Source organism: Duganella fentianensis, assembly GCF_009857835.1.
Taxonomy (GTDB): domain Bacteria; phylum Pseudomonadota; class Gammaproteobacteria; order Burkholderiales; family Burkholderiaceae_D; genus Rugamonas; species Rugamonas fentianensis.
Map to the genome: position 1 here is coordinate 1,002,431 of NZ_WWCL01000001.1, position 25,729 is coordinate 1,028,159.

General features: G+C 63.0%; 23 protein-coding genes. 11 read left to right on the plus strand and 12 right to left on the minus strand.

All coding sequences use genetic code 11. The annotated features are described in order from the left end of the window. Positions 1 to 40 precede the first annotated feature (40 nt). Positions 41 to 559 carry a hypothetical protein gene (locus GTP23_RS04295; RefSeq protein WP_161034004.1) on the minus strand — a complete coding sequence of 173 codons (519 nt, stop codon included), beginning with the start codon at positions 557 to 559 and terminating at the stop codon, positions 41 to 43. Between the two features lie 82 nt (positions 560 to 641). Further along, positions 642 to 1,538: a LysR family transcriptional regulator gene (locus GTP23_RS04300; protein ID WP_161034005.1), complete on the minus strand. Its 897-nt coding sequence runs from the start codon at positions 1,536 to 1,538 to the stop codon at positions 642 to 644. Between the two features lie 90 nt (positions 1,539 to 1,628). Here GTP23_RS04300 and GTP23_RS04305 point away from each other — a divergent pair, with 90 nt between their 5' ends. After that, complete coding sequence (locus GTP23_RS04305; RefSeq protein ID WP_155433309.1) at positions 1,629 to 2,405, plus strand: NAD(P)H-dependent oxidoreductase; 777 nt, start codon at positions 1,629 to 1,631, stop codon at positions 2,403 to 2,405. A gap of 10 nt (positions 2,406 to 2,415) precedes the next feature. Here the strand turns inward: GTP23_RS04305 and GTP23_RS04310 are convergent, their stop codons facing one another. The 4 genes from GTP23_RS04310 to GTP23_RS04325 are packed head-to-tail and all read right to left on the minus strand — an operon-like array spanning position 2,416 to position 5,834. After that, entirely contained in the window at positions 2,416 to 3,849 is a 1,434-nt protein-coding gene (locus tag GTP23_RS04310) for a cytochrome P450 (protein ID WP_202411914.1), read from the minus strand. An 8-nt stretch (positions 3,850 to 3,857) separates the two neighbouring features. Then, entirely contained in the window at positions 3,858 to 4,823 is a 966-nt protein-coding gene (locus GTP23_RS04315) for a sensor domain-containing diguanylate cyclase (RefSeq protein WP_161034006.1), read from the minus strand. A gap of 10 nt (positions 4,824 to 4,833) precedes the next feature. After that, a complete protein-coding gene (locus tag GTP23_RS04320) occupies positions 4,834 to 5,460 on the minus strand; it encodes a chemotaxis protein CheX (protein WP_161034007.1) in 627 nt (208 codons plus the stop codon). Positions 5,461 to 5,462: 2 nt separating this feature from the next. Further along, complete coding sequence (locus GTP23_RS04325) at positions 5,463 to 5,834, minus strand: response regulator (protein ID WP_161034008.1); 372 nt, start codon at positions 5,832 to 5,834, stop codon at positions 5,463 to 5,465. 213 nt (positions 5,835 to 6,047) lie between these two features. Between GTP23_RS04325 and rpiA the strand changes: the two genes are divergently transcribed. Then, positions 6,048 to 6,725 (plus strand): ribose-5-phosphate isomerase RpiA, encoded by a 678-nt coding sequence (gene rpiA, locus GTP23_RS04330; protein WP_161034009.1) that lies wholly within the window; start codon positions 6,048 to 6,050, stop codon positions 6,723 to 6,725. Between the two features lie 101 nt (positions 6,726 to 6,826). Here the strand turns inward: rpiA and GTP23_RS04335 are convergent, their stop codons facing one another. Continuing rightward, complete coding sequence (locus tag GTP23_RS04335; RefSeq protein WP_155433315.1) at positions 6,827 to 7,099, minus strand: oxidative damage protection protein; 273 nt, start codon at positions 7,097 to 7,099, stop codon at positions 6,827 to 6,829. Between the two features lie 34 nt (positions 7,100 to 7,133). Continuing rightward, positions 7,134 to 8,444 carry an amino-acid N-acetyltransferase gene (gene argA, locus GTP23_RS04340; RefSeq protein ID WP_155433316.1) on the minus strand — a complete coding sequence of 437 codons (1,311 nt, stop codon included), beginning with the start codon at positions 8,442 to 8,444 and terminating at the stop codon, positions 7,134 to 7,136. A gap of 55 nt (positions 8,445 to 8,499) precedes the next feature. Between argA and hrpA the strand changes: the two genes are divergently transcribed. After that, complete coding sequence (hrpA, locus tag GTP23_RS04345) at positions 8,500 to 12,720, plus strand: ATP-dependent RNA helicase HrpA (protein WP_202411916.1); 4,221 nt, start codon at positions 8,500 to 8,502, stop codon at positions 12,718 to 12,720. 74 nt (positions 12,721 to 12,794) lie between these two features. Here hrpA and GTP23_RS04350 read toward each other — a convergent pair whose 3' ends face one another. Continuing rightward, positions 12,795 to 14,039 (minus strand): putative Na+/H+ antiporter, encoded by a 1,245-nt coding sequence (locus GTP23_RS04350; RefSeq protein ID WP_161034010.1) that lies wholly within the window; start codon positions 14,037 to 14,039, stop codon positions 12,795 to 12,797. Positions 14,040 to 14,188: 149 nt separating this feature from the next. Here GTP23_RS04350 and GTP23_RS04355 point away from each other — a divergent pair, with 149 nt between their 5' ends. Then, complete coding sequence (locus GTP23_RS04355; protein WP_161034011.1) at positions 14,189 to 14,461, plus strand: type II toxin-antitoxin system Phd/YefM family antitoxin; 273 nt, start codon at positions 14,189 to 14,191, stop codon at positions 14,459 to 14,461. Then, positions 14,458 to 14,787, plus strand: coding sequence for a type II toxin-antitoxin system RelE/ParE family toxin (locus GTP23_RS04360; protein WP_161034012.1), 330 nt, complete (start codon positions 14,458 to 14,460; stop codon positions 14,785 to 14,787). The genes GTP23_RS04355 and GTP23_RS04360 overlap by 4 nt, the downstream gene beginning before the upstream one ends. Here GTP23_RS04360 and GTP23_RS04365 read toward each other — a convergent pair. Next, complete coding sequence (locus GTP23_RS04365; RefSeq protein ID WP_161034013.1) at positions 14,780 to 16,384, minus strand: alpha/beta hydrolase-fold protein; 1,605 nt, start codon at positions 16,382 to 16,384, stop codon at positions 14,780 to 14,782. The two genes, GTP23_RS04360 and GTP23_RS04365, sit on opposite strands and share 8 nt — an antisense overlap. A 124-nt stretch (positions 16,385 to 16,508) precedes the next feature. Here GTP23_RS04365 and GTP23_RS04370 point away from each other — a divergent pair, with 124 nt between their 5' ends. The 6 genes from GTP23_RS04370 (at position 16,509) to GTP23_RS04395 (ending at position 23,160) form a co-directional block, all read left to right on the plus strand. Beyond that, positions 16,509 to 18,668 carry a TonB-dependent receptor gene (locus tag GTP23_RS04370; RefSeq protein WP_161034014.1) on the plus strand — a complete coding sequence of 720 codons (2,160 nt, stop codon included), beginning with the start codon at positions 16,509 to 16,511 and terminating at the stop codon, positions 18,666 to 18,668. 81 nt (positions 18,669 to 18,749) lie between these two features. After that, entirely contained in the window at positions 18,750 to 19,025 is a 276-nt protein-coding gene (locus GTP23_RS04375; RefSeq protein ID WP_155433323.1) for a hypothetical protein, read from the plus strand. Further along, positions 19,025 to 19,315: a hypothetical protein gene (locus GTP23_RS04380; protein ID WP_161034015.1), complete on the plus strand. Its 291-nt coding sequence runs from the start codon at positions 19,025 to 19,027 to the stop codon at positions 19,313 to 19,315. The genes GTP23_RS04375 and GTP23_RS04380 overlap by 1 nt, the downstream gene beginning before the upstream one ends. A gap of 13 nt (positions 19,316 to 19,328) precedes the next feature. After that, entirely contained in the window at positions 19,329 to 20,930 is a 1,602-nt protein-coding gene (locus GTP23_RS04385) for a PepSY-associated TM helix domain-containing protein (RefSeq protein ID WP_161034016.1), read from the plus strand. Positions 20,931 to 21,041: 111 nt separating this feature from the next. Further along, complete coding sequence (gene imuA / locus GTP23_RS04390) at positions 21,042 to 21,752, plus strand: translesion DNA synthesis-associated protein ImuA (RefSeq protein ID WP_161034017.1); 711 nt, start codon at positions 21,042 to 21,044, stop codon at positions 21,750 to 21,752. Further along, positions 21,682 to 23,160 (plus strand): Y-family DNA polymerase, encoded by a 1,479-nt coding sequence (locus tag GTP23_RS04395; protein WP_161034018.1) that lies wholly within the window; start codon positions 21,682 to 21,684, stop codon positions 23,158 to 23,160. The genes imuA and GTP23_RS04395 overlap by 71 nt, the downstream gene beginning before the upstream one ends. A 58-nt stretch (positions 23,161 to 23,218) precedes the next feature. Here GTP23_RS04395 and GTP23_RS04400 read toward each other — a convergent pair whose 3' ends face one another. Both GTP23_RS04400 and GTP23_RS04405 read right to left on the minus strand, forming a co-directional pair. Next, a complete protein-coding gene (locus tag GTP23_RS04400) occupies positions 23,219 to 23,563 on the minus strand; it encodes a hypothetical protein (RefSeq protein ID WP_161034019.1) in 345 nt (114 codons plus the stop codon). Positions 23,564 to 23,638: 75 nt separating this feature from the next. Beyond that, entirely contained in the window at positions 23,639 to 25,519 is a 1,881-nt protein-coding gene (locus GTP23_RS04405; protein WP_161034020.1) for a M61 family metallopeptidase, read from the minus strand. Positions 25,520 to 25,729: the final 210 nt, after the last annotated feature.

Here is a 25,729-nt window from a genome sequence, read left to right on the forward strand (position 1 = left end):
TGACCGCTGCGGCGGTACACCACGTTTTTTTATGGCGGCGTCAGATTGCCTGTTGCGGCAGGCAGTGCAGGCCCGCTTCGGTAGCCAGTTTGAGTACGGGGGCGGCGAGGGCGGCATCGCGGTAGTACAGGATGTTGGTGTCATCCCAGCCGGCAGCATAGATGCAGCCCAGTTCCGGCATGATGATGAACTGGGCAGGCACGCCGTAATCGCTGTAGCGGCACTGGCGCAGATAGCCCGCCTTGTCGTTGTAGCGCTTGATGACCAGCTTGGCCTTGGCGGGCCAGCGGCCGCGGTAGCGCACCGTGTACAGTGGCGTGAGGTCGTACAGCGCGCCCCAGTGCTGGGCGAACAGGCGGTTGCGGCGTTCGCGCTCGGCGCCTTCGTAGCAGTCCAGCAGATGCCATTCGCTTTCATCTTCCAGCCAGTGGTCGAATACGGAGATGGCCATGCCTTGCAGGCCGCCGTCGCCGGCCAGTTCGCGGATCTGCTGCAGTTGCGGGAACTGGCGCTGGATTTCTTCAGTCACGCTGGCTTCAGCGCGGGACAACATTTTCATAACTTTCCTTCTGTATAGCGGTGCTTGCTGCGCAGCAGTATAACCCCTTACTGCGCACGGCAAGGCGGCAATTGCGATTTGCCTAGCTGATAGCGGCAACAATTTGTTCGCGCAGCCACTGGTGCGCGGCATCGCGATGCACCCGTTCATGCCACAGCATGGCCATTCGGAAGCCCGGCACTTCTACCGGCGGCGCGACGCTGCGCAGGGCGGGATTGCTGCGTACCAGCCGCTCGGGCAGCATGGCCACTAGATCGGTCTGCGCCAGCGCTGCCATGACAAACAGGAAGTGCGGCACGGACAGCGCCACATGGCGTGTCAGGCCGGACGCCGCCAGTGCCTGATCGGTCACGCCGCTAAAGCCGCCGCCATTGGGCGACACGATGACATGATCCAGCGCACAGAACTGGCTCAGGCTGGGGCGGCGTTTCAGGCGCGGATGGCCTTGCCGCCCCGCCAGCACATAGCGCTCCTCGAACAGCAGGCGATGGCGCATGCCGGCCGGCGCTTCCGTTTCGGTGTGAAACGCCAGATCGATCTCTCCCTGTTCGGCCTGACGGCTGATGCGCGGCGGCGCCAGTTCCACCACGGCCAGCCGGCTAGCCGGTGCTGCAGTGCGGATGGCTGCCAGTGCCGGTAGCACGATGGTCGATTCGCCATAGTCGGTAGCGGCAAGGCGCCAGGTATTGCTGGCCGCTGCGGGATCGAAGGCGGCGCTGGGCGCTACTGCATGCTCGAGCGCTGCCAGCGCCAGCCGCAAGGGTTCGCGTAGCGCTTCGGCTCGGGCGGTGGGCTGCATGCCGCGTGGACCGGGCAGCAGCAGGGGATCGCCGAAAATTTCGCGCAGGCGTGCCAGATGCACGCTGATGGAAGGCTGGGAGAAGTGCAGCCGTTTTGCCGCACGCGTGACATTGTGCTCGGCCAGCAGCACATCCAGCGTCACCAGCAGGTTGAGGTCTATGCTGCGTAAATTAATCATGACTATACCTGAAATACTTGAAATTCATTTCTACTATACCTCATGGCGCCCTAAGCTTTAGTCTTTCCCTCAACTAGCCGGAGCCAGACCATGAATGTATTGATTGTTTATGCCCATCCCGAAGCGCAGTCGCTGAATGGCGCCCTGAAGGATTTCACTGTGAGCCATCTGCAGGCAGCCGGCCATCAGGTGCAGGTATCGGACCTGTATGCCATGCAGTGGAAGGCTGCGTTCGACGCGGATGATATCGTCGGTGGTCCGCAGGGCCAGCGTTTCGATGCTTCGCGCGATTCCCAGTATGCCTACGCCAACGGCTTGCAGAGTGCCGATATCGCCGCCGAGCAGGACAAATTGCGCTGGGCCGATATGGTGATCTTCCAGTTCCCGCTGTGGTGGTTCTCCATGCCGGCCATCATGAAGGGCTGGTTTGACCGCGTGTATGCCTACGGCTTCGGCTATGGTGTGGGTGAACACTCGGATGCACGCTGGGGCGACCGCTATGGCGAAGGCACGCTGGCTGGCAAGCGCGCCATGCTGGTGGTGACGACGGGCGGCTGGGAGTCGCACTACAGCGCGCGTGGCATCAACGGCCCGATAGACGATATTCTATTTCCCATTCAGCACGGCTTGCTGTTCTATCCGGGTTTTGCCGTGCTGCCGCCGCTGGTGATTTACCGTACCAGCCGCATGGATCAGGCGCGCTACGCCAGCGTGCAGCAGGAACTGGCGCAGCGGCTGGACCGGCTGGCAACGATGGCGCCCATCCCTTATCGTGCGCAGAACCATGGCGATTATCTGATCCCCGCCCTGACGCTGAAAGAGGACGTGGCGGCCGGCCAGAGCGGCTTTGCGGCCCACCGCATGTAGCGCGGACGGCCTAGGCGCGACGCTCCGTGAGCGTCATGCGCAGGCCTATGGGCGACATGGTGAACGCCATGCGCTCTTCCGGCTCGGCGCCGTTTTCCGTACCCAGCATGGTGATGTCGAAGCTGCCGAGCAGCATGGCGCTGGCCAGCTTGATTTCGAGCAGCGCCAGATAGCGTCCGGGGCAGGTGCGCAGACCTGAACCGAAGGGCATGGCCAGATGCTTGTTCATGGCGTCGCTACCTTGCTGTAGCCAGCGTTGCGGATCGAATTCTGCGGCCTGTGCTACATGCTGTTCGCTCACGCTATCATGCCGCATCACACACCAGATCAGATTCCCTTTTGGGATGTGCACATCGCCGATCACGCTGTCGCGCAGCGCTTCCAGCGGAATGAAGGGCGCCACCGGCTTGAGGCGCATGGCTTCCTGTGCGCAGGCATCGAGGTAATCGAGGCTATCCATCTGCTCGATGGTGAAGGCGGCCGGATCGGGCGCCATCTTCAGCACTTCGGCGCGGGCCCGTTCCAGTGCAACCGGGTGCTGCTGCAATAGATACAGCATCCATGCCAGTGTATTGCTGGTGGTGTCCTCACCGGCCAGCAGCATGGTGGTGACGTTGCCTGCTACGGCAGCGTCATCCACACCGCTGCCGCCTTCATCGGCCGCACAGATCATGGCTTCCAGCAGATTGGCCGGACGCTCGCGCCGTTGCGGTTCATCCTGCAAACGCTGGCGCGCTGTGGCGATCAGCGCATCGACGGCGCTGCTCAGGTGTTGCACGCTGCGGTCCAGTTTGCGGTCGCGTGGCAGCTTGACATAGCGCCAGTAGGGGAACAGGGCGACGGAACGGCGTGCCACTTCGGGCAGCACGATATCCATGTGGCGCTGGATTACGTCTTCGCCGCCATCGATGGTGTTGACATCGCTGCCGAACGCCAGACCGGCGATGATGTCGACGCTGTAGCGTTTCAGGTCTTCGCACAGATCGATCACCAGGTGCTGCTGCGCGGCCTGCTGCCAGCGCTTCTGCAGGCGCAGCCCGACTTTGACCAGCGCCGGAAAATAGGCCTTGATGGCATGCGGTGCCAGCGCCGCCATGACCATGCGGCGCTGGTCGCGCCAGACGCTGCCTTCGGCCAGAAACACGCCGGGGCGGCCCCCCATTTCATTCGAAACCTGGGCCGTAATGGAAGGACGGCGGAAACCGTCGGGGCGGTCGCGCAGGGCCGCGTTGACCAGTTCATGCCCGGCCAGCACCACGATGGGCGTGGAACCGAACTGCATACGGAAAATGGGGCCATACTGCTGGCTCCAGCGCTCCACATGCTGGTGGATGCGCTCGGGGCGGATCTGGCCCAGATTGCCGGCCAGTGGCCAGGGGCGCGGGCCCGCTAGCTGGGCGATGCTGCGTAGGGCGGGCGTGCTGCCCAGAGTCTGTTCGATCATCTGCTGTCCTATGTGCTGCAGCTGACGCTGCGGTTGCGACCCTGATGCTTGGCCTGATACAGTGCGCGGTCGGCCGCACCGATCAGCATTTCGATATCGGGCTGGGTATCCACGTCCAGCGTGGCGATGCCTATGCTGACGGTAACATGCTCGGCATTGCTATGGCGCCCGTGCGGTATGGCCAGCTCCTGCACGGCCGCACGTATGGCTTCGGCCATACGCTGCGCCTGCGGCAGGTCGGTGTCCGGCAGGATGATGCCGAATTCTTCGCCGCCGTAGCGCGCCATCAGGTCGCACGGCCGCTTGAGGATGGCGGCCATGGTGGCTGCCACGCGGATCAGGCACTGGTCGCCCTTCTGGTGGCCGTAGTGGTCGTTATACGGCTTGAAGTGGTCGATATCTATCATCAGCAGCGATAGCGGCTGGCCGCTGCGGCGCGCGCGCCGGTGCTCGCGATCGATCGCCACATCGAAGTGGCGCCGGTTGGCGATGCCGGTCAGGCCGTCGGCAAAGGTCTGCGAGCGCAGCACCAGCGCCTGCTCGCGCAGCAGCTTCTCGCGCCCGACGGCGATGCTGACATCGCTGATCTGGATCAGGCAGTGGCGCCGGGCGCCGGCCACGGCGATCGGGCTGATCTCGATGGCCTGCTGGATGCGCTCCTGCTTTTCCATCGCCGTGGCATGGGCATACAGGGGGAAGGGCGCCTTGTTCAGGGTTTGCGACAGCAGGGAAGGGAAGTTGTTGCTGAGCGCCTGGGTGATCGCCATCTCCACCCGTCCGCCCTGCAGCTCGGGGCAGATCGCCAGAAACGGCTGGCCCAGCGCCTGTTCGGTGCTGATGCCCGAGTACTGCTGCATCCAGCTATTCCACAACACGATGCGGCGTTCGGGATTGAGCACGATAGCGCCCATGCTGATGGCGGACAGCACGCTTTGCAGCAGGCGCAGGCGGTGGTCGGGCGGCGAGTTCGGCATGCTGCGCCCCTCAGTCCTGGCCCATCGCGCGGGCGATGTAGCGGTTGATCTGCTCTTTGAGGTCGTGCAGCGCCGTGACATCGAGCACGAAGGCGACATAGCCCTGTATCTGGTGGCGTTCCAGCACGAAGTCGATATGCAGCATCAGCACCACGGTATCGGGCTGGCTGCCCGAAGCGATCATGATTTCATCGCTGGTGCCCACATGGTATTGCGGCAGCGAGCCATGCAGCTCCTGATGGAAGATATTGGCCAGCGTGCCCACGCAGGAATTCAGGATGATGTTGCCGATCTCGCACATGGCTTCCTGTTCCATCTCCGTCAGCTCTTTTAGCGGCACGGCTTCGCCCACCATCAGCCGGACGATTTCCAGACTTTTATCTTCGGGGAACATCAATATGGCCTGGGTGTCGAATGCGCCTTCGAAATGCTGGCTGACGCCGCAGATGCGCTCCGCTTCCGGGTCCCTGTTATCGAGCAGGCGGGCCGCCACGCTACGCTCGACAAAGCTGATGGACGGGACCGACATCGTCACCGCTTCGTTCACGATGGCGCTCATGGAGGCTGCAGCCTGACCCACGCCGATATTGAAGATTTCGATCAGCGCATCGTTTTCCAGTTCGGACAGGGTAAACATGGTCAGCCTTCGCTCAGGGGAGCCAGCAGGCTGGCGATACGGGCTTCCGTAATGGGCTTTTCCACAAAGCCCAGCCCCAGCGCCGTGGCGCGTTCGCGCGTGGCCGTCTGCACATTGGCCGTCAGCAGGGAGATCGGCACGGCCGGCCATTCGTGGCGTAACTGCTCGGCAGCAGCGATGCCGCCCATGCCGGGCATGTTGACATCCATGAGGACCAGATCAGGCCTCATGCTGCGCGCCTTGAGCAGGGCTTCCTCGCCGCTGGCGGCTTCTTCGATAGTCCAGTCGGCATGCAGCAGGCTGATGTAATTTCGCGCCACCATGCGCGAAACCCTGCTGTCATCGACGATCAATATGGTCTTGGGAGACGTCATTGCGCTATCCTCGGCGGGCGAGTGGCTAAGCGTTGATTCTCGCACATTCACGTGCATGAATGGCAAGCTTCTGGCGGTGGGTGCGGCAGGCACGCCACGTTACTTTTGCGCAATGTGGAATTGATTTCCTACTGGTAATTCGGGAGTGCGAGGCCTGATCCGTTAAAATAGCGCCCATCCCCTTTTTTACCCATCTCTTCGAATAGATAGACTATGACCCAGGACGAACTGAAACAAGCCGTAGCCCGTGCCGCCATTGCCTACGTGGTAGACAACGAAATCATCGGCGTGGGCACCGGCTCCACCGCCAACTTCTTCATCGACGAACTGGCGCTGATCAAGCACCGCATCAAAGGCGCGGTGGCGTCGTCGGAAGCCACGGCAGCCCGTCTGCGCGGCCATGGCATCGAAGTGTTCGATCTGAACGATGTGCCAGCGATTGCCGTGTACATCGACGGCGCTGATGAAATCAACGCTGCCGGTGCCATGATCAAGGGCGGCGGCGCAGCGCTGACGCGCGAGAAGATCGTCGCTTCCGTGTCCGGCCAGTTCGTCTGCATCGCGGACGGTTCCAAGCTGGTGGATGTACTGGGTAAATTCCCGCTGCCGGTGGAAGTGCTGCCGATGGCACGCAATGCCGTGGCGCGCGAACTGGCCAAACTGGGCGGCACGCCCAAGCTGCGCCTGAAAGCCGGTACGGACGAAGCGTTCGTGACTGACAACGGCGGCAATATTCTGGATGTAGCCGGTCTGGCGATCACCGATCCGGTGGCACTGGAAGCGCAGATCAACCAGATCGTCGGCGTGATCGCCGTGGGCCTGTTCGCTGCCCGTGGCGCCAATGTCTGCCTGCTGGGCATGGCCGAAGGCGTGAAAACCCTGAAGTTCTGAGCGTAAGCCAGAAATGACTACGGGCGGCACAGGCCGCCCGTAGCATGTAGTCCGGCGCAAGGCCGGACACGGATCGCTGAAACTAGCGACTAAGCGTGTGCTTAGGCGCTAGGCGGCACGTAGCCGGCAGCAGCATCGGCGCCATCGCCGAAGAAGTGCTTTTCCATCTGCTGCGCCAGATATTTACGGGCGCGCTGATCGGCCAGATTCAGACGGTTTTCGTTGACCAGCATGGTCTGGTGCTTGAGCCATGCAGCCCACGCTTCTTTCGACACCGATTCGTAAATCTTCTTGCCGAGTTCGCCCGGATATGGCGGGAAGTCCATGCCTTCGGCTTCCTTGTTAAGTTTGATACATTGCACGGTGCGGGCCATTTGCGACACTCCTAAAGCTGAACGTAAAACGCCATTATAAGGTTTTAATCAGAACCTGGGATTTGCGCTGCCAGTTGTACATGCGCTGCCGGTCTTTAGGCAGGGCATCCACGGTGGCCGGCACAAAGCCGCGTTTCTGGAACCAGTGGGCCGTACGGGTGGTCAGCACGAACAGCTTGGTGATGCCGATGGCACGGGCGCGGTTCTCCATGTGCTTGAGTATGCGCTCGCCATCGCCCTGCGCCTGCACTTCCGGATTGACAGTGAGGCAGGCCATTTCGGCCATTTTCTGTTCGGGGAAGGGGTACAGCGCCGCACAGCCGAAGATCACGCCATCGTGGTCGATCACGGAGAAGTAGTCGATTTCGCGTTCTATCAGTTCGCGGCCCCGTTTCACCAGCGTGCCATCGGCTTCCAGCGGTTCGATCAGTTTGATGATGCCGCCCACGTCTTCGATGGTGGCCTGACGCAGCGATTCCAGATTGTCATGCGAAATCATGGTGCCCACGCCATCGTGGGTGAACAGTTCCAGCAGGGCCGAGCCATCCATCTCGAACGGCACGATGTGGGAACGCTCGACGCCATTGTGGCAGGCCTTGACGCAGTGCTTGAGGTAGAACGCCGTCGAATCGGGCAGGAAGCCGGCCATCAGCACGGCTTCGGCCTGATGCGAGGACAGTTCGCGGATTTCCGTGCCGCCCGCATCCGTCATCATCGGGGTTTCGGTAATGAAGATCAGCTTGTCGGCGTGCAGGGCGATCGCCGCGCTGCAGGCCACATCTTCCATGGTCAGGTTGAAGGCTTCGCCGGTGGGCGAGAAGCCCAGCGGCGAGAGCAGCACCAGACCGTCCGAACCGAGGATGGAGTGGATGGTTTCGGCATCGACTTTACGGGTGATGCCGGTCAGCTCGAAATCGACGCCATCGATCACGCCCAGCGGACGTGCCGTGATGAAGTTGCCAGAAATGATACGGATCGCCGCATGCGACATGGGCGTATTCGGCAAGCCCTGGCTGAACGCTGCTTCGATATCGAGGCGCAGTTCGCCGGCAGCTTCCTTGGCGCATTCCAGCGCGGCCGGGTCGGTGATGCGCACGCCGTTGTGGAAGCGGCCTTCTACCTGACGCAAGGCCAGCTGTTCGGCGACCTGCGGGCGCGAGCCATAGACCACGGTGACGTTGATGTCGAGCGCGTGCAGCAGCGACAGATCATGGGCCAGCACTTGCAGTGCGCCAGCGCTGACCAGTTCACCGGGGAAGGCGACCACGAAGGTCTTGCCACGGAAGGCGTGGATGTAGGGCGCGACGGAGCGCAGCCAGTGGACGAATTGGGTAGGGTTTTCCATTAGGCGCATTATAATTCGGTGCGCGACTTCCGCGCCAAAACCTTTGTAAAAAACAATGTCAGACGTCCGTAATCAGCCTAAAAACCCGCAGAATCGCCCCGCACAACGCTCGCCGCAAGGTCGCAAGCCGGATCAGCCACCCCGCCCCAAGCCTGTGCAGTCCGCAGGGCAGGCCGCTGCGCAGCCAGTTGTGCAGCCCGCCGGGCAGGGCGGGGCACGCCAGCCGCAGGGCGAGCGCAAGCAGCGTGAACCGCGCCCTAGGCTGACGCCGGAGGAGCAGGCCGCGCGCGAAGCGGAGCGGCTGTTCCGCAACCCGCTGCCGGAGATCAGCTACCCCGAGGACCTGCCCGTTTCGGGCCGCCGCCACGAGATCGCCGAGGCCTTGCAAGGCCATCAGGTGATTATCGTCAGCGGTGAAACGGGTTCCGGCAAGACCACCCAGCTGCCGAAAATCTGTCTGGAGCTGGGGCGCGGCCAGAAGGGCCTGATCGGCCATACCCAGCCGCGCCGTATTGCGGCATCGTCGACGGCCAAGCGGATTGCGCAGGAACTCGGTGCTCCGCTGGGCGTGCACGTGGGCTTCAAGGTACGTTTTGCCGATACGCTGACGCGCGGCGCGTCCGTCAAGCTGATGACGGACGGGATACTGCTGGCCGAAACCCAGACCGACCCGCTGCTGAAGAACTACGACACCATCATCATCGACGAAGCGCACGAGCGCAGCCTGAACATCGACTTCCTGCTCGGCTATCTGAAGCAGCTGCTGCCGCGCCGTCCCGACCTGAAGGTGATCATTACTTCGGCGACCATCGATGCCGACCGTTTCGCACGCCATTTCGGTACGGCTGAGAAACCGGCGCCCGTGATCGAAGTGTCGGGCCGTCTGTACAAGGTGGAAGTGCGCTACCGCCCGATTGATAGCGACGTGCCGAATCCGGCCGTGGCCAATGCCGAAGGTAAGGGCCAGCGTACTGCAGCCGCGCGCGAGAAGCGCGACCTGATCGATGCCGTAGTCGATGGCGTGGACGAAGTGGCGCGTATCGGCAGCGGCGATGTGCTGGTGTTCCTGCCCGGCGAACGGGAAATCCGCGATGTGGCCGAGGCACTGCGCAAGCACCATCCGCCCCATGTGGAGATACTGCCGCTGTTTGCGCGGCTGTCGGCGGAAGAGCAGGAGCGTGTGTTCAGAACCACCAATGCGCGCCGCATCGTGCTGGCCACCAACGTGGCCGAGACTTCGCTGACCGTGCCCGGTATCCGCTACGTGGTGGATGCCGGTCTGGCGCGCGTCAAGCGCTACAGCTACCGCAACAAGGTCGAGCAGCTGCAGATCGAGCCGATTGCCCAGTCGGCGGCCAACCAGCGTGCCGGCCGTTGCGGCCGGGTGGCCGATGGCGTGTGTATCCGCCTGTACGACGAGCAGGAGTTCCTGCAGCGACCCAAGTTCACCGAGCCGGAAATTCTGCGATCCTCCCTGGCCTCAGTCATTCTTCGCATGAAGACCCTGCATCTGGCCGATGTGGAGACCTTCCCCTTCATCGAGCCGCCGCTGGCACGGGCGATTGCGGACGGCTACCAGCTGCTGCAGGAACTCGGTGCGGTGGACGAGTACAACCAGATCACGCCACTGGGCAAAAAGCTGGCCAAGCTGCCGCTCGATCCCCGTGTGGGCCGCATGATACTGGCGGCGCAGGACAACGTCTGTCTGGACGAAATGCTGATCATCGCCTCGGCGCTGTCGGTGCAGGACCCGCGTGACCGGCCGATGGAGCACCAGCAGGCGGCCGATGAAGCGCACAAGAAGTTCGCCGACGAGAAATCGGAATTCTTGAGTTATCTGAAAATCTGGAAGTGGTTCGAGAACGCCATCGAGCACAAGAAGACCAACCGCCAGCTGATGGACAACTGCCGCACCAACTTCCTGTCGCAGCTGCGTCTGCGCGAGTGGCGCGATGTGCATTCCCAGTTGCTGACCATCGTGAAAGAGCAGGGCTGGCGCCTTAACGAAACACCGGCCACTTACGAGAACCTGCATCTGGCGCTGCTGACTGGTCTGCTGGGGAATATCGGCTTCAAGAGTGATGATGAGCCGGGTGCCGGCTACCTCGGTGCGCGTGGCATCAAGTTCAATATCTGGCCCGGTTCCTCGCTGCTGAAGAAGCCCGGCAAGTGGGTGATGGCGGCCGAGCTGGTGGACACCACCCGTCTGTATGCGCGCTGCGTGGCGCAGATCCAGCCCGAGTGGCTGGAAAAAGTGGGCGGCCATCTGCTGAAAAAATCGTGGGGCGAGCCGCGCTGGGAAAAACGCGCCGCACAGGTGACGGCTTCCGAGCGTGCCACCCTGTACGGGCTGGTGGTGTATAGCCAGCGCCGTATCAACTACGGCCAGTTCAACCCCAGCGAAGCGCGCGAAATCTTTATCCGCGATGCGCTGGTGGGTGGCGACTACGATACCCGTGCGCCGTTCTTCGCCCACAACCACAAGCTGGTCAAGGAAATCGAGAACCTCGAGCACAAGTCGCGCCGTCTCGACGTGCTGGTGGATGACGAACTGATTGCGGCCTTCTACGACAAGCTGCTGCCGGCCGATATCGTCAACGGTGCCGGTTTCGAGAAGTGGCACAAGCAGGCCACGCTGGATAACCCCAAGCTGCTGTACCTGATCCGCGATGAACTGATGCGTCACGAGGCAGCCGGTGTGACCACCGACCTGTTCCCGAAAACCATGGCGGTGACGGGGCTGGAACTGCAGCTGACTTATCACTTCGAGCCGGGCAGCGTGCGTGATGGCGTGACCATGGCGGTGCCGCTGTATGCGCTGAACCAGCTGCCGCGCGAGCGCTGCGAATGGCTGGTGCCGGGCATGCTGAAGGAGAAAGTGCATCTGCTGCTGAAGTCTCTGCCGCAAAAGCTGCGCCGCCACTGCGTGCCGCTGCCTGACTATGCGGCACGCTTCTGCGAGCGCGTGCAGGAGGCGGGCAGCTTTGGCCGTGGTGATCTGATCGACGCCATCATTGCCGATATCCGCGCCCAGATCACCATCTCGGTGCTGACCAGCGACTTCAAACCGGAGACGCTGCCGGCGCACCACTTCATGAATTTCAAGGTGATCGACGAGCATGGCCGTCAGCTGGACATGGGGCGCAATCTGGCGACGCTGCAGGCCGAATTCGGCACGCAGGCGCGCGAGAGCTTCCAGAAGATGGCCGAGGCCAATGGTGGGCAGGGCGTCAGCATGCGTGCGCTCAGTACCAGTGGTGGCAAGGTGCCGGCGAAGACGCCAGTGCAGTATGGTGCGGCTGCGGCCCAGCCAGCGGCGCAGGCCGGCGCTGCGGCGGGTGCTGCAGGTGCGAAAAGCGGTCAGGCGCAGCCTGCGGCGGGCGCTGGCAATGCCGCCAGCGGCTCGAGTACCGCTAATGGCATTACGCTCAATGGTCTGACTAGCTGGACTTTCGGCGAGCTGCCGGAACTGCTGGAAATCGTGCAGGGCAAGCTGACGCTGATCGGCTTCCCTGCGCTGGTGGACAAAGGGACGCACTGCGATCTGGAAGTGTTCGACGATCCGACCGTGGCGGCACGCACCCATCGCGCCGGCCTGCGTCGCCTGTTCGCTTTGCAGATGAAGGATCAGATCAAGTTCATCGAAAAGAGCATCCCCAATCTGCAGCAGATGGGCATGCAGTTCATGAGCATGGGTACGCAGGAAGAACTGCGCGAGCAGATCATCCAGAAGGCGCTGGACATCGCCTGCCTGCAGGACCCGTTGCCGCTCGATGCCGCCAGCTTCGCCAAGCGCAAGGATGAGGGCAAGTCGCGGCTGGTGCTGCTGGTGAACGAGATTGCGCGCCTGCTGTCGCAGGTGCTGACCGAATTCCACGGCATGCCCAAGCGTCTGCAAGGCTTGCCCGCGGCCGTGGCCAGCGATATGCAGGCGCAGTTGCAGGGGCTGGTGAACAAGCGCTTCCTGATGGATAACGAGTACAGCCAGCTGGCGCACTTCCCGCGCTATCTGAAAGCGATGAATGTGCGCATCGAGAAGATGCGCGGCGATCCATCGCGCGATGCCAAGCAGATGGCGGAATGGCAGCAGGCAGCGCAGCTGTATCAACGCGCTGCACGCGACAAATCGGCGGGCCGGAATACCGATCCGAAGATGGTGGAATTCCGCTGGATGCTGGAAGAATTGCGTGTCTCGCTGTTTGCACAGGAGCTGCGTACGCCTATGCCGGTGTCGGTCAAGCGCCTGCAGAAAGTGTGGGAATCGATGCAGCGCTGATGCTGCGGCAGGATTAAGCTGCAAGGGCGCGGCCACCTAGTAGTGGTCGCGCCCTTTTTTTGTGGACGGGCAGCTTAGAGCAGGAAGGCGAGTACCGCCACGGCAGTCGGCGCCAGTGCACCCAGCAGCAGGCCGATGGCACCGATGGAGGCGTCGCGGAAGCCGTGGCGCAGCAGCGCGGCACCGGCCGGATTGGGCGCGTTGGCGATCACCGTCAGGCCGCCACCGGCCACGGCGCCTGCCACCAGCATGTATTGCGACTGGGCGCTGATGCCCTGTATCAGCGAACCGAGATAGGTCAGCGCAGCGTTGTCGGTAATCGCCGTCAGCCCCAGTGCGCTGAAGAACAGCGCGGTTGGCGCCAGACTTTCCACGATAGGCTGCAACCACCATTGCTGCATCCCGCCCAGCACCACCAGACCGGCGAGGAAGAAGCCTACCAGCAGGCCTTCCTTGATGATCAGCGGCTGCTGGTAGCGCTGGTAGGCGATGGTAAAGCCGAGGAACAGCATGAACAGGCCGAGGAACAGCACAGGGTGGTGGCTGAACACCACCACCAGCGCCAGAAAGGCCAGATGCACGGCGCTTACCAGCAGCGGCACGGGCGCGCTCTCGCTATCGCTATTGGTGTGCGGGCGCAGATGGCGCGCCAGTACGGCCGTGATGACCGTGGCGTTGAACAGCACGGCCAGCGCCGCGCGCCAGCCGAAATGCTGGGCCATGAAGGCGCTATCCCATTGCCAGGTAGTGGCCACCATCAGCACGGGCGGGGCGGCGTAGGCCGTCAGCGTGCCGCCTATCGACACATTCACGAACAGCACGCCCAGTGCGGCGTATTTGAGCCGCTCCGGCATATCGTCGCGGAACACCAGTGGCGCCAGCATCAGCGCGGCTAGCGTCATGGCGGCCGGCTCGGTAATCAGCGAGCCACTGAGCGGCACCAGCGCCATGCCGAACCAGACCAGAGCCAGCTCGGTGCGCAGCGGCAGCAAGCGCGCCAGACCGCCGAGCAGACCCTGTACCACGGCCAGCACGGGGCGCGAGGCGGCCACCACCATCACGGTGAACACGAACAGCGGTTCGGTGTACTGGCGCGATTCGGCATAGGTGATGGCGCTCTCGCCACCGCCGACGATGGCCATGCTGATGATCAGCACGATGGCCCAGAAGCCGAACACCACTTCCACTTCGCCGAGCAGGTGGAACAGACCCGCGTGGCGCGGGTGGCGGTGGGCCAGCTGTTCGATGGATTTGGCGGCAAAGGTATGCAGTAGTGCCAGACCAAACAGGATGGCGCCCAGCAGTTGTACGGTGTGCAAAGTTAATCCTTGTCCAATGATTTAAATGGCTAGATAGTCATCTTACAACATGCCGCGTACGCTACAGAAGAATGCCGGATCGGATGGTGTATCCTAGTCCGAATTAAGACTGAAATTAGTCTTTATCTCTTTGTTGTCGAGGTTTGAGCATGAAATTTTCCACGCAGGTAAAACCTATCAGCTATCTCAAAAGCCATACGGCCGAGATTGTGAAGGAGCTCACGGAGCATCGTCAGCCCTTACTGATTACCCAGAATGGCGAAGCCAAACTGGTGGTCATGGACGTTAAGAGCTACGAAGAGCAGGAGGAGACGCTGGCTTTACTTAAATTGCTAGCGATGGGGAATCATGAAATCGAGCAGGGCAAGTTCCGTGATGTTGAGGAGGTGTTTGCCGAACTCGATAAGGCCGATGAGGTATGACGCATCGCGTTGTTCTCCTTGCTTCGGCTGAGCAAGATCTGAAAGACCTGAGAACCTATCTGCTCAAGAATTTTTCTTCCGACACATGGGCTAGCTCTTACGCCCTGATCAAACACACCATACGCCAGTTGCAGCACTTCCCGCAGGCGGGAACCATTCCTGACGAACTGGAAAAGCTGCACCTTGCGCAATACCGGCAGGCACTGGCGGGGATGAACCGCATCATTTACGAAGTCCGGCAGGAAGTGGTTTACGTTCATATGATTGTCGATGTGCGGCGTGATATGAAAAGCTTGCTGACGCGACGACTATTGCGCCTCACATAGCCTGGCCCAGTAGTTGTAGCAGACCGTCGGCAAAGCTGTTGCGCCAGTGTTCGTAGCCGTGGGCTGCGGCATATTCGCGGTAGCTGGCGGCATAGCCTTTGGCCTGTAGTACATGCAGCAGATGGCGGCTGGTGTCGCGGATGCCGGGCTGGTTGTCCCGTCCCAGCTCGAACAGGCCCGCTTCCAGATGGATCTGCAAGGGCTGGCGCGGCGTGCTGGCGATCTGCTCAGTCAGCCATTCGGCCGGACGGCTGTAGCGCTGCGCCTGTTCCCAGTCCGGCGCCCACCAGAAGGAGCCGGACTGGCTATACACTTTGCCGAACAGCTCGGGGTGGCTGTAGCCGGCCCAGACGGCGGCCAGCCCGCCATAGCTGGCGCCAGCGACCACGGTGCGGCTGGCCGGTGCGGACAGGCCGCGCGCCTGCGCCCAGGGCATCAGCTCTTCAGCCAGAAAACGGGCAAAGGCCGGGTTGGGCGGTAATTCCTGGCTGCGGGTTTCATTGCTGGGGTTGTGGATGAAGATGGCCGCCGTGCGTGGCAGGCGGCCGCTGGCGATCAGATTGTCCAGTATCACCGGTGTCGGCACGTCGCGCGTATAGTGCTCGCCGTCGAACACCACCAGCAGGGCACGCTGCGGGTCGTTCGCTTGCCAGCCGGCCGGCCGATACAGCTGGATTTCGCGGCTGTTGCCCAGTATCTGGCTAGGCAGGCGCAGGCTTTCCAGACTGCCGGCGGCCACGCTCGGCCGCGGCGCGTTCCAGATGGCGACTGGTGCGGCCGGTAATTCGAACAGGCTCTCGCCATCGTATTGGTCCAGCGGTGCGGCAATGCTGCTATGCGGGTTGAGCGGATCGCGCTGGGCCGTGGCGAGGATGGCGCGGCGGCGGATGTGCGGCGCCGCGTTCAGTTCGGGAACATCCGGTGCCAGCCGGTAGGCCAGCCGGGTGCTGTCAGGCAGGCGGTAGCTGCGGTACCAGACATCGGTGCCGGGCAAATGCTGCAGTTTCTCGTGGTCGGCCGATGGTCCGCCAAACAGGCGCACGCCCCGTTCGGCGCCGCGCCACAGGAAGGTCACCAGTGTTTCGTGTTCGGCCAGCGGCGGCGTGACGCCCGTGCTTTCTACCAGCGGGGTGGTGCTATGACGGAGTTCGGCCCAGAAGGCTTCCAGTCCGGCCGGCTGCTGCAGTAGTGCCCTTAGCCGCGGGCTGTCCGGCAGCTGGGCGGGGGCGGTCTGTGCCGTGCGGGGCACTTGTTGCAGCAGTTCCAGCCGGTAGTCGCCGGCCTGCGGTGCTCTGACGTCGAGCCGGTAAGGGCCAGCCGCACCGGCCACGAACATGAATTCTTCGGTGTCGCGCTTGCCCTGACTGAGGACGCGTACGCGCTGGCCGTTTTTGTCCAGCAGCACCAGTCGCATGCCATGACCGCTTAGGCGGCCTTGCACATAGTCGCCCGGCTGGAGCGTGAGCTGATGTTCGCGGCTGGATTTGGCCGCCAGCGTGCCGCTGTAGACGGGGAGTTCAGCGGCGCAGAGGGCGGCGCTCAGGCCGGAAAACAGTAAAGCGGGCAGGACGATGGAAAGAGGCAGGCGGCGCGGCATGAGGGTTCCTTGTAAAAATGTAATGGGTGAATGTTGCAAATGATAATGATTCTCATTACAATAATAAAGTAAATTCACTCGCTCGCCAGCAGACGCCAGCCAGCCTTCATCTTTCGGAGAAAATATGGCGCTGCAAATTACCCCTATCGCACTGGCGATAGCGATGCTGTCCCTGCCGCATTGGGCCGTGGCACAAACCCAGACAGACAAAGACAAGAGTCCCGCGGAAACCACGCTGCCGACCGTGCAGGTTTCCGCCACGCTGGAACGGGCTGGCGATCTGCCGGCCGCCTATGCAGGCGGGCAGGTGGCGCGCGGTGCGCGGCTGGGCCTGCTGGGCAATCAGGACGTGATGGATGTACCGTTCAACATCACCAGCTATACGGCCCAGCTGATCGAAGATCAGGGCGCCAGAACGGTGGCCGATGTGCTCAACAACGACCCCTCGGTACGCTTTACCACCTCGGGCTCGCATGCCTACGAGAACTTCCGTTTGCGCGGTTTCGATGTGCATTCGTCCGATCTGGCCGTGAACGGCATGTACGGGCTGGCGCCGCTGGGCCATGCCTCGCTGGAATTTGCCGAGCGGGTGGAAGTGTTCAAAGGCCCGAGCGCCATGTTTGCCGGTATGGCGCCTAGCGGCGGTGTAGGCGGCACCATCAATCTGGTGCCCAAGCGCGCTGCCGACACACCGCTGACCCGGGTTAGCGTGGGTTATCAGACGGAAGATCAGCTGTCGACCAGCATCGATGTGGGGCGCCGCTTTGGCAGCGCCAGGGAATTCGGCGTACGCGTGAATGGTGCGTATAGCGATGGCGAAGCCGCCCTGAAGGGGCAGGACAAAACCCACCGCTTCTTTTCCACGGCGCTGGACTATCGTGGCACGGCGCTGACTGCCTCGCTCGATGTTTACGACAGCAAGGACAAGTTCAGCGGCGGCTCGGCCGCCATGTTCGGCTTTGCCAGCCCGGACCTGCCGGCCGCACCGGATGGCCGCATCAACATGCTGAGCTCGGCGGCAGGCGAACTGGCGAGCCGGGCAATCATTGCCCGCGCCGAATACGCCGTGAACAGCCAGCTCGCGCTGTTTGCCAGCGCCGGCGCCCGAACCCATGATTATTCGGGCTGGGTGAATGGCACCCATGTGCACAATATTCAATCGAATGGCAATGCCCAGGTGCGCGGCGTGGCCCAGCGTGGCTATGACGATAGCCATGCGGCCGAAGCGGGAGCACGGCTGTTTGTTTCGGCCGCCGGCATCAGCCATGATCTGGTGCTGCAGGCCACCCGGCTGGAGCTGGAATCGGGCAGCCTGTCGAATGTGACGGGCATGGTGGCGACCAATATCTACCAGCCCGTGGCACCGCCGCTGCCGGCCATGCCTGCGCTGTACGTGCCGAAAGGCAGTAGCGCTACGCTGTCCAGTCTGGCACTGGTGGATAACCTCGTGCTGCTGCAGGACCGTTTGCGCCTGACTGCGGGCGTGCGCCAGCAGCAGGTACAGCAGCGCAGCTATAACCCTGCCGGTGGGGTAACGGCCAATTACGACGAGGCGGCGCTGACGCCGGCCTTGGGCGTGCTGTTCAAACCGTGGGGCGAGGGGCTGGCCCTGTATGCCAGCTATGTGCAGGGCCTGAGCCAGGGCGCCAGCGTGAAGATGGCGAACGGCTATGTGAGCGACCAGACCTTCAAACCCTACAAGACGGCCCAGCGCGAACTGGGGGTGAAGTGGAATGCCGGGCGCTACACCCATACGGCGGACTACTTCGAGATCGCCAAGCCGGAGCTGATTACCACCGGCACGGCACCCAAGCTGCTGGCTTCCGATAGTGGCGAGTCCAAGGTACGCGGGGTGGAGTGGAATACCTTTGGCCAGATTCTGCCATCTCTGAGTGTGCTGGGCGGGCTGTCCTATACCAAGAGCGAGCTGACCAAGTCGGCGGGCGGCATCAATCAGGGCAATGAACTGTTCGGCGTGCCGCGCTGGCAAGCCAATCTGGGTACGGAGTGGGATACGCCGCTGGCAGGCGTACACCTGAATGCACGGGTGATCGCCACTTCCAAGCAGTATCTGAACAATGCCAACACCTACCAGATTCCGGGCTGGGGCCAGCTGGACGTGGGTGGCCGCTATGAAACCCGGCTGGCGCAGCACCGTGCCGTGCTGCGGCTGAGCATCAACAATCTGCTCGACCGCGCTTACTACTCGGGCAGCTTTGCCGAACCGCGCGCCACGCTGGCGCTGGGACGTACCGTGCAGACTTCGCTGTCGGTCGATTTCTAAGCGGGTTCCGCTCCATCCGCCGTGCCGCGCGTGCCGCTTGCGCGCGGCACGCTTTTCTTTCGCCCTGCTGGCCTGTGTCCTATGTCCTATTCTTTTCTCTTGAGCTTGCTGGCCCAGTGTGCCGGCACTGTGCTGCTATATCTGGCCTCGCCTAAGCAGCACTGGCTGGCCACGCCGCTGGCAGCACGGCCGGCCCGTGCGCTGGCCTGCGTTCTGTTGCTGGCTGCGCTGGCCGGTCTGCTGCACAGCTTCCAGCTCGCGGCGGCGCTGTTCGTCTTCCTTCACGTGCTGATGCTGCTATTGCTGCTCCTGCCTTATTGCGGGGCGTGGCTGGTGTTGCGCCGGAGGGCAGTCTGATGGCGCGCCCGCAAGCGGCGCCCATTGCGCGCGACTGGCTAGGCAAAACGCTGGCCGGCATCCTGCTGGGATTCACTCTGGCACTGGGCTGTTCCGCGCTGTTTGTCTGGCTGGCCGCGAGCCTGCCGCAGTCGGCCCGTAGCCAGTTAGCCATGTGGCTGCTGGCGCCCGTCTGGATAGGCGTGCTGGGCGGAGTGTTTTTCTTCCATAGCGGCAAACAGGCGTGGCTATGGCTGGGCGCAGCAAATCTGCTGGTGTTCCTCATTCCCATTGTCGGCCGTCATTTCTAATTCAGGCAGCATCATGCGATCAGACTATCTCCGCATCTATAAATCCGTTCATACCTGGACCGGCATTCTGGCCGGCATGGCCCTGTTCATTGCGTTCTATGCCGGTGCGCTGACCATCTTCAAGGATGCGCTGGCGCGCTGGTCTAGCGCACCGTCGGCCGTATATGGCCAGGCGCTGGCGCTGGAACGTGCGCCCGAGCTGATCGTGCGTACTTTGCAGGCCCAGCCGGCAGCGGGCAAGGATTTCCGCCTGCATCTGGCCGCGGCCGAACATCTGCCTGGCGGGCTGTCGTGGCAGCTGCGGCCGGAGGGCGAGGACGAGCATGAAGCGGGCACGGCGCGTCACTACGTCGCCACGCTGGAGAGCACGGGCAGCGTGCAGGTGACGCAGGTGGCGCCGTCCGGGCTGGTGAGCTTTATCGATCGCCTGCACCGGGTCGCGGGCTTGCCGGACGATAAGGACGAATATCGCTGGGTGATGGGCGTGGTTGCATTGCTGTATGCACTGGCCCTGATCTCGGGCGTGATCGTGCTGCTGCCATCGCTGGTCAAGGATTTCTTTGCCCTGCGCATAGGGAAAAATCTCAAACGCATGTGGCTCGATGCGCACAATGTGGTGGGCATCGCCAGCTTGCCGTTTCATCTGGTGATGGCGCTGACGGCCATAGTGTTTGCCTACCACGATGGGTTTTATGTGATCCAGAATAAGCTGATCCATGCGCCGCGGCCAGCCGCAGCACGGCCTGCCGGTACGACGGCGCTGGTGCGTGATCCGGCGCAGATGCTGTCGCCCGTGCAGTTGCTGGCGCGGGTAAGAACATTGTCACCGGATTTTGAGCCCAGTTCGCTGCAATATCTGCAGGTGAGCAGTGCGCGCGCGGCTGTGCGGGTCTGGGGCCATGATCCGGCCGCCCATGCGCCGCGCTTTGGCGGCGGGTTTGTCGCGCTCGATCCCTACACGGGCAAAGTGCTGAGTGCCGATTTCCTGCCCGGGCGCCAGAGCAATGCCTATGCTCTGATCGGCAGTTTCTTTGCGCTGCATTTCGGTACCTATGGCGGCCTGCCTGTGCGCTGGCTGTATTTCCTGCTGGGCCTGGCAGGCGCGTGGCTGTTCTACAGCGGTAATCTGCTGTGGGTGGAAAGCCGCCGCAAAAAAACTGCTCCGCAGGGCGCGGATGCTGTGACGGCGGTACCTGCGCAGCGGCGCGATGTCCGGCTGCTGGCAGCGGCCACGGTGGGCATCTGTGTGGGGACGGTGCTGGCCATCTCGCTGATCATCGTTGCCAGCAAATGCCTGAGCCTGCCACATGGCTGGTATCCGTGGATGTATTACCTGGTGCTGCTGGCGGCGCTGGGCTGGTCCTGCTGGCGCGGGGCGGCGCGTGCGGCGATACATCTGTTGTGGCTGGCGGCGCTGGCAACGCTGGCGATTCCGGCCAGCAGCCTGCTGGGCTGGGCATGGCCTGCACTGGGCCTGTGGGGCCATACCAGCAGCGCTGCGCTGGGCGTGGATGGCACTGCCGTGCTGGGAGCACTCGGCCTGATCTGGATGGCGCGGGCCAGCAGACGGCGTGCCCTGCATGGCCCGGCCGATAGCGTGTGGGCGATCCGCTGACGCTGGCCTGATCAGGGCGGCAAGGGAAGAGGGCAGATAGGGATTGACTAAGCCGAGCAGAAAATGTACTGTATGCATATACAGTATTTTTCGCTTTGCTATTGTCCTGAAATGAGCCGCTCCGCATCACTTGTCGCGCCGGAAACAGTCCATCCTTCGCTCTGGCTGGCGTCGCAACTGGCGCGCAGCAGCGGGCGCTGCATCGATACGGGCTTTGCTGCCCTGTCCAGCCAGCTGCCCGGTGGCGGCTGGCCGCAAGGCGTGCTGATCGACCTGTTGCTGCAACAGCACGGCATGGGCGAGTTGCGCCTGTTGCGGCCCGCCTTGCAGGCGCTCGGGCGGCGCCCCATCGTGCTGCTGCAGCCGCCCCATGCGCCGCAGGCGCTGGCACTGGCCGCGCTGGGGCTGGAACCGTCGCAACTGGTGTGGATACGCAGCGGCGCGCGCAGCGCCGATGCGTTATGGGCGGCCGAACAGGTGCTGCGCAGCGGCTGTTGCGGCGCGCTGCTGCTGTGGCAGAACCATGCGCGCGGCGAAACCCTGCGCCGTCTGCATCTGGCCGCGCAGACCGGCGATACGCTGTTCTGTCTGCTCAGGCCGCTGGCGGCGGCGCAGGATGCTTCGCCGGCGCCGCTCAGGCTGGCGCTGCACACGGCACCGGGCGGCATCGAGATCGGTTTCGTCAAGCGACGCGGGCCGCAACGTGATGCGCCGCTGTTTTTACCTCTGACACCTACTCTGTTTCAACGCCATGCGTCTCTGGATCGCTCTACACCTGCCGCGCTTGCCACTCGAAGTCTTCTGTCCGCGCTGGTCGGCTGACCAGTGCACGGTGGTGCTGGAGCAGGAGCGTGTGGTGGCCATGTCGGCGCTGGCGCAGCAGGCCGGCGTGCAGGCGGGCATGCGGCGCGGCGGCGCGCTGATGCTGCTGCCCCATGCCCAGTTCCAGCAACGCGCGCCGCAACTGGAACTGGAAGCGCAGCAGGCGGTGGCGCTGGCGCTGCTGCAATTTACCCCGCAGCTGGCGCTGGTGGAAGAGGCGACGCTGCTGCTTGATGTGGGCGCCAGCCTGCGCCTGTTCGGCGGTCCGCTGGCCTTATGCCGGCGCGTGCGCAGCAGCTTGCGCGCACTGGGCTTCAGCGCCACGCTGGGCTGCGCACCGACGGCGCGCGGGGCGTGGCTGCTGGCGCGCAGCGGCGGCGGGCGGGCCTTGAAAATGGCCAGCTTGCTGGGCCGGATTGATGGCCTGCATGTGAGTGTGCTGCCGCCGGCGCGGCCTTATCTGGCATGGCTGGAAGGCATAGGCTGTCTGACGCTGGGGCAGCTGCGCCAGTTGCCGCGCCCCGGTCTGCAGCGCCGCTGCGGGCGCGCTTTGCTCGATATGCTGGATGATGCCGCCGGCATGCGCCCCGAGCTGTACCAGTGGCTGCAGCCACCGGCCAGCTTCCGCGCCCGCATCGAACTGTTCGACCGCGTGGAGCAGACCTCGGCCCTGCTGTTCGGCGTACAGCGTTTGCTGCAGCAGCTGACGGGCTGGCTGACGGCGCACCAGTTTGCCGTCGAACGCGTGCGTCTGCTGCTCGAACATGAACGGGGCCGGCAGGCAGGGCCGCCCACCGTGATCGAAGTTGTGCTGGCGGAACCGACGTGGCGCGATGTCCACTTGCTGCGGCTACTGAAGGAGCGGCTGGGGCGGCAGGAACTCGATGCGCCCGTGATCGGCCTGTGTCTGGAAGCGCCGCAGGTGCAGCCCATGGCGCCGCCCAGCGAGTCGCTGTTTCCCGAACCGGGGGGCAGCAAGGAGGACTGGCAGCGGTTGCTGGAAGTGCTGACGGCGCGGCTCGGTGCGGAGAACGTGCTGCAGGCAGCGCCGCTGGCCGATTACCGGCCCGAGCATGCCAACCAGTGGGTCAGCGTGCAGCAGAAAATCCGTGCGCCGGATGCCCGTGCCCAGCTACCGCCCGATGTGCCGGCCCTGCCGCGCCCGGCATGGCTGCTGGCCCAGCCGATAGCGCTGCTGATGCGCGAGCACCGGCCTTACTATGGCTCGCCGCTGAAAATCATTTCGGCGGGCGAACGCATCGAAGCAGGGTGGTGGCAGTCTTTGCAGACGCGTGATTATTTTATGGCGGAAGGGGCGGATCACGCCCATTACTGGTTGTACCGCGAACGGCCTAGTGGCGGTGATCCGGCGCAGGCGCGCTGGTATCTGCACGGCTTTTTTGCCTGAGTGGCAATGCTGCTGGCTGCTACGCGGGCAGCAGCCAGACAGGTGGGGCGGCAGGCGATCAGTCGCCGTATTCTTCGGACAGGTCTTTCCAGCCTTTGCTGGTCGCAAAAGTGTTAAAAGCGTCAGGCGCTTCCAGCACCAGCAGGCGGTTTTCCTGCAGTACGCTGTCGCCCGCCGATACGCTGGGGCCGTTGTAGCCGAGCTTGCGCAATTGCGCCTGCACGGCGGCGATCAGGCCGGCGTCTTTGTGCAGACCGCCGATGGGGCCGGCAAAATCGACATAGACGTCGATCGCGCCATAGCCTTCATCGAAAATGCGGATGGCTTTGACTTTGTGGGTACGGCCGCTGCCGTCGATGGCCTCGAAGGGGCCGCTGAGATGGATGTCGGTGTCTTGATTCATGGCGCCAGCATACACCAGATTGGCGCCGCGTTGCGCCACCGCCGCCAGTGAGACGGCCGTGGCGCAGCGTCAGGCCTATTTCAAAGGCTGCAGAATCGCTTCCAGACGGTCCGGCGTACCACTGATGCGTTCCAGACGCGGATACTTGAGACCCTCGTGGTAGTCGAAGGCATAGGTCTGATACAGATTGCCTTTTTTCACCAGCAGGTTGATCGGGTCTTTGCTGGTCTTGGCCGCCGTGATGGCGGCGCGCAGCACTTCCGGCTTGTAGGCGCGGCCATTCACGGCCACCAGCGTGCTACCACCGGACAGGCCGGCCTTGAAGCCCAGACCTTCCCACTGGAAGGCTTCCAGTTTGCCTTCCGAGCCTACCGAGAAGCCCAGCGAGTACTGGAAGTTGGCCGACTTGCTCTGCTCTTCCTGTGCTTTCAGGAAGTCGGTCGGCTTTTCCGTGTACACCAGCTTCCAGCCGGCGCGGGCCAGACCGTCGAGCGGCGCGCGCGGACCATGGCCGTCCAGACGGCTGCGCAGGAAGGTGGCCCAGTCATACGGCTGGATGGCGTTCAGTTCGCGCACCACGTCTTCGAAGGTGTAATGCTTGGCCACGTTGACGCCGTCATCGACGCCGAAGAAACGACGGGCGAAATCGTTGAGCGAGCGCTTGTCGCCCGACAGTTCGCGGATCAGGGTATCGGCATCCAGCCAGATCAGCTCGCCTTCGGAGTAATAGTCCTCGGCACGCTGCCAGTTGTTCCAGCCCTGCGCACGGCGGCCATTGACGATAGGGTCATTGGTGGTGTCCTGCACGGCGCGCCATTCGCGGCCTTTGACGTTGTCGTAGCGGGCCGCAGTGGCAGCAATCAGGTCGCGCGTATGCTCGGCCTTGATCAGGCCGGAGCGGGCCGCCAGTACGGCGCCCCAGTACTGGGTCTGGCCTTCGTACACCCACAGCAGCGAGTTCTGCAGCGGGGTATTGAAATTTGGTACGTTCTGGTCGGCCGGACGGCGGAACTTGCCGTTCCACGAGTGGGTGAATTCATGCGGCAGCAGCTCGCGCCGCGCTTCATGCTTGGACCAGTCGGTGAAGTAGCCGAGCTTGACGCCGTTTTCGCTGGACTGGTGGTGCTCGCGGCCGATGCCGCCGAATTCGTCGCTGATGGCGAACAGGAAATCGTAGTGCTTGTAGTGCTGCGAGTTAAACAGTTTATACGCTTGCTGGATCAGGGCGCGGTGTGGCGCGATCTGCTCCGGCGTGGCTTCCAGCTGGTCGGCCGAGTCGGCCACTACGTTCAGATGCACGGGGATGCGCGCGCCCGGATCGAGATCGATGCGGCGGAAGTAGCGCCCGGCGAACAGCGGCGAATCCATCATGGCTTCCAGATCGAGCGGCTTGAAGGCGATCTCGTCGCCGCTGCGCTGGGCGGTTTCCAGCGCCGTGCCGTACTGCCAGTCTTTTGGCACGGTCAGGTTGGCCTGCATGGTGATCTTGCGGCTGTCATAGCCGGCCGGATACAGCGTCACGGATTGCCACTGCACGCCGAGGATGTCATTGGTCATGGTGGTGCGGCCCTGCGCCGCTTCCGTCGGCGACAGGTACTGGAACTCCACGTCCACACTGCTGGCGCCCTGCGGCACGTTGATATGGAAGGCGTACACGTTGACGGTGTCGCGCACCCAGTCTATCTGCTTGCCGTTGGCGTAGACCTTCAGGCCGGCGAACTGGCTCAGCGTGCCGCTGGGGCCGTGATTACCCACTACCCACTGCGGATACAGCAGCGTCAGTTTGCCGGGCTGGGCCGGAATGCTTTCCCGTACGCGGAAAATCTGCTGGGCCGTATTGGTGGCGTCTACTTTCAGCACGATGGTGCCTGGATAGGGCTGGTCGGAAATAGTGTCGGCGTGGGCAGGGTAGGCGCAGGCGAGCAGGGTAGCGAGGATGGCGCGAGGCAGGAACATGTTCTCAGGTCAAAAAACGTAAAAACCGAGTGTAGCACGTGAGAAACATGGCCAATGTTGCAAAGCGTATCAGCCGGTGGCGGCCGTCCATGCCCACGGGCAGAAAAATTTTTCAAAAAAAGTGAAAAAAAGTGGCCGGCTGGGGATGCTAGGGGCATTTTTCAAGGCCTTGAAAGGCGCTAAAACCATCCTATATCGGAGTCAGTGGTC

What these genes read in the sequence shown, in the direction of transcription:
- GTP23_RS04355 (WP_161034011.1), top strand. Translation starts at nt 14,189, where the DNA reads ATGAAATTTTCCACGCAGGTAAAACCTATCAGCTATCTCAAAAGCCAT.
- GTP23_RS04335 (WP_155433315.1), bottom strand. Translation starts at nt 7,099, where the DNA reads ATGGCCCGCACCGTGCAATGTATCAAACTTAACAAGGAAGCCGAAGGC.
- GTP23_RS04385 (WP_161034016.1), top strand. Translation starts at nt 19,329, where the DNA reads ATGCGATCAGACTATCTCCGCATCTATAAATCCGTTCATACCTGGACC.
- GTP23_RS04395 (WP_161034018.1), top strand. Translation starts at nt 21,682, where the DNA reads ATGCGTCTCTGGATCGCTCTACACCTGCCGCGCTTGCCACTCGAAGTC.
- GTP23_RS04305 (WP_155433309.1), top strand. Translation starts at nt 1,629, where the DNA reads ATGAATGTATTGATTGTTTATGCCCATCCCGAAGCGCAGTCGCTGAAT.
- GTP23_RS04360 (WP_161034012.1), top strand. Translation starts at nt 14,458, where the DNA reads ATGACGCATCGCGTTGTTCTCCTTGCTTCGGCTGAGCAAGATCTGAAA.
- GTP23_RS04400 (WP_161034019.1), bottom strand. Translation starts at nt 23,563, where the DNA reads ATGAATCAAGACACCGACATCCATCTCAGCGGCCCCTTCGAGGCCATC.
- hrpA (WP_202411916.1), top strand. Translation starts at nt 8,500, where the DNA reads ATGTCAGACGTCCGTAATCAGCCTAAAAACCCGCAGAATCGCCCCGCA.
- GTP23_RS04320 (WP_161034007.1), bottom strand. Translation starts at nt 5,460, where the DNA reads ATGTTTACCCTGTCCGAACTGGAAAACGATGCGCTGATCGAAATCTTC.
- GTP23_RS04380 (WP_161034015.1), top strand. Translation starts at nt 19,025, where the DNA reads ATGGCGCGCCCGCAAGCGGCGCCCATTGCGCGCGACTGGCTAGGCAAA.
- GTP23_RS04370 (WP_161034014.1), top strand. Translation starts at nt 16,509, where the DNA reads ATGGCGCTGCAAATTACCCCTATCGCACTGGCGATAGCGATGCTGTCC.
- GTP23_RS04295 (WP_161034004.1), bottom strand. Translation starts at nt 559, where the DNA reads ATGAAAATGTTGTCCCGCGCTGAAGCCAGCGTGACTGAAGAAATCCAG.
- GTP23_RS04375 (WP_155433323.1), top strand. Translation starts at nt 18,750, where the DNA reads ATGTCCTATTCTTTTCTCTTGAGCTTGCTGGCCCAGTGTGCCGGCACT.
- rpiA (WP_161034009.1), top strand. Translation starts at nt 6,048, where the DNA reads ATGACCCAGGACGAACTGAAACAAGCCGTAGCCCGTGCCGCCATTGCC.
- GTP23_RS04300 (WP_161034005.1), bottom strand. Translation starts at nt 1,538, where the DNA reads ATGATTAATTTACGCAGCATAGACCTCAACCTGCTGGTGACGCTGGAT.
- imuA (WP_161034017.1), top strand. Translation starts at nt 21,042, where the DNA reads ATGAGCCGCTCCGCATCACTTGTCGCGCCGGAAACAGTCCATCCTTCG.
- argA (WP_155433316.1), bottom strand. Translation starts at nt 8,444, where the DNA reads ATGGAAAACCCTACCCAATTCGTCCACTGGCTGCGCTCCGTCGCGCCC.
- GTP23_RS04310 (WP_202411914.1), bottom strand. Translation starts at nt 3,849, where the DNA reads ATGATCGAACAGACTCTGGGCAGCACGCCCGCCCTACGCAGCATCGCC.
- GTP23_RS04315 (WP_161034006.1), bottom strand. Translation starts at nt 4,823, where the DNA reads ATGCCGAACTCGCCGCCCGACCACCGCCTGCGCCTGCTGCAAAGCGTG.
- GTP23_RS04365 (WP_161034013.1), bottom strand. Translation starts at nt 16,384, where the DNA reads ATGCCGCGCCGCCTGCCTCTTTCCATCGTCCTGCCCGCTTTACTGTTT.
- GTP23_RS04405 (WP_161034020.1), bottom strand. Translation starts at nt 25,519, where the DNA reads ATGTTCCTGCCTCGCGCCATCCTCGCTACCCTGCTCGCCTGCGCCTAC.
- GTP23_RS04325 (WP_161034008.1), bottom strand. Translation starts at nt 5,834, where the DNA reads ATGACGTCTCCCAAGACCATATTGATCGTCGATGACAGCAGGGTTTCG.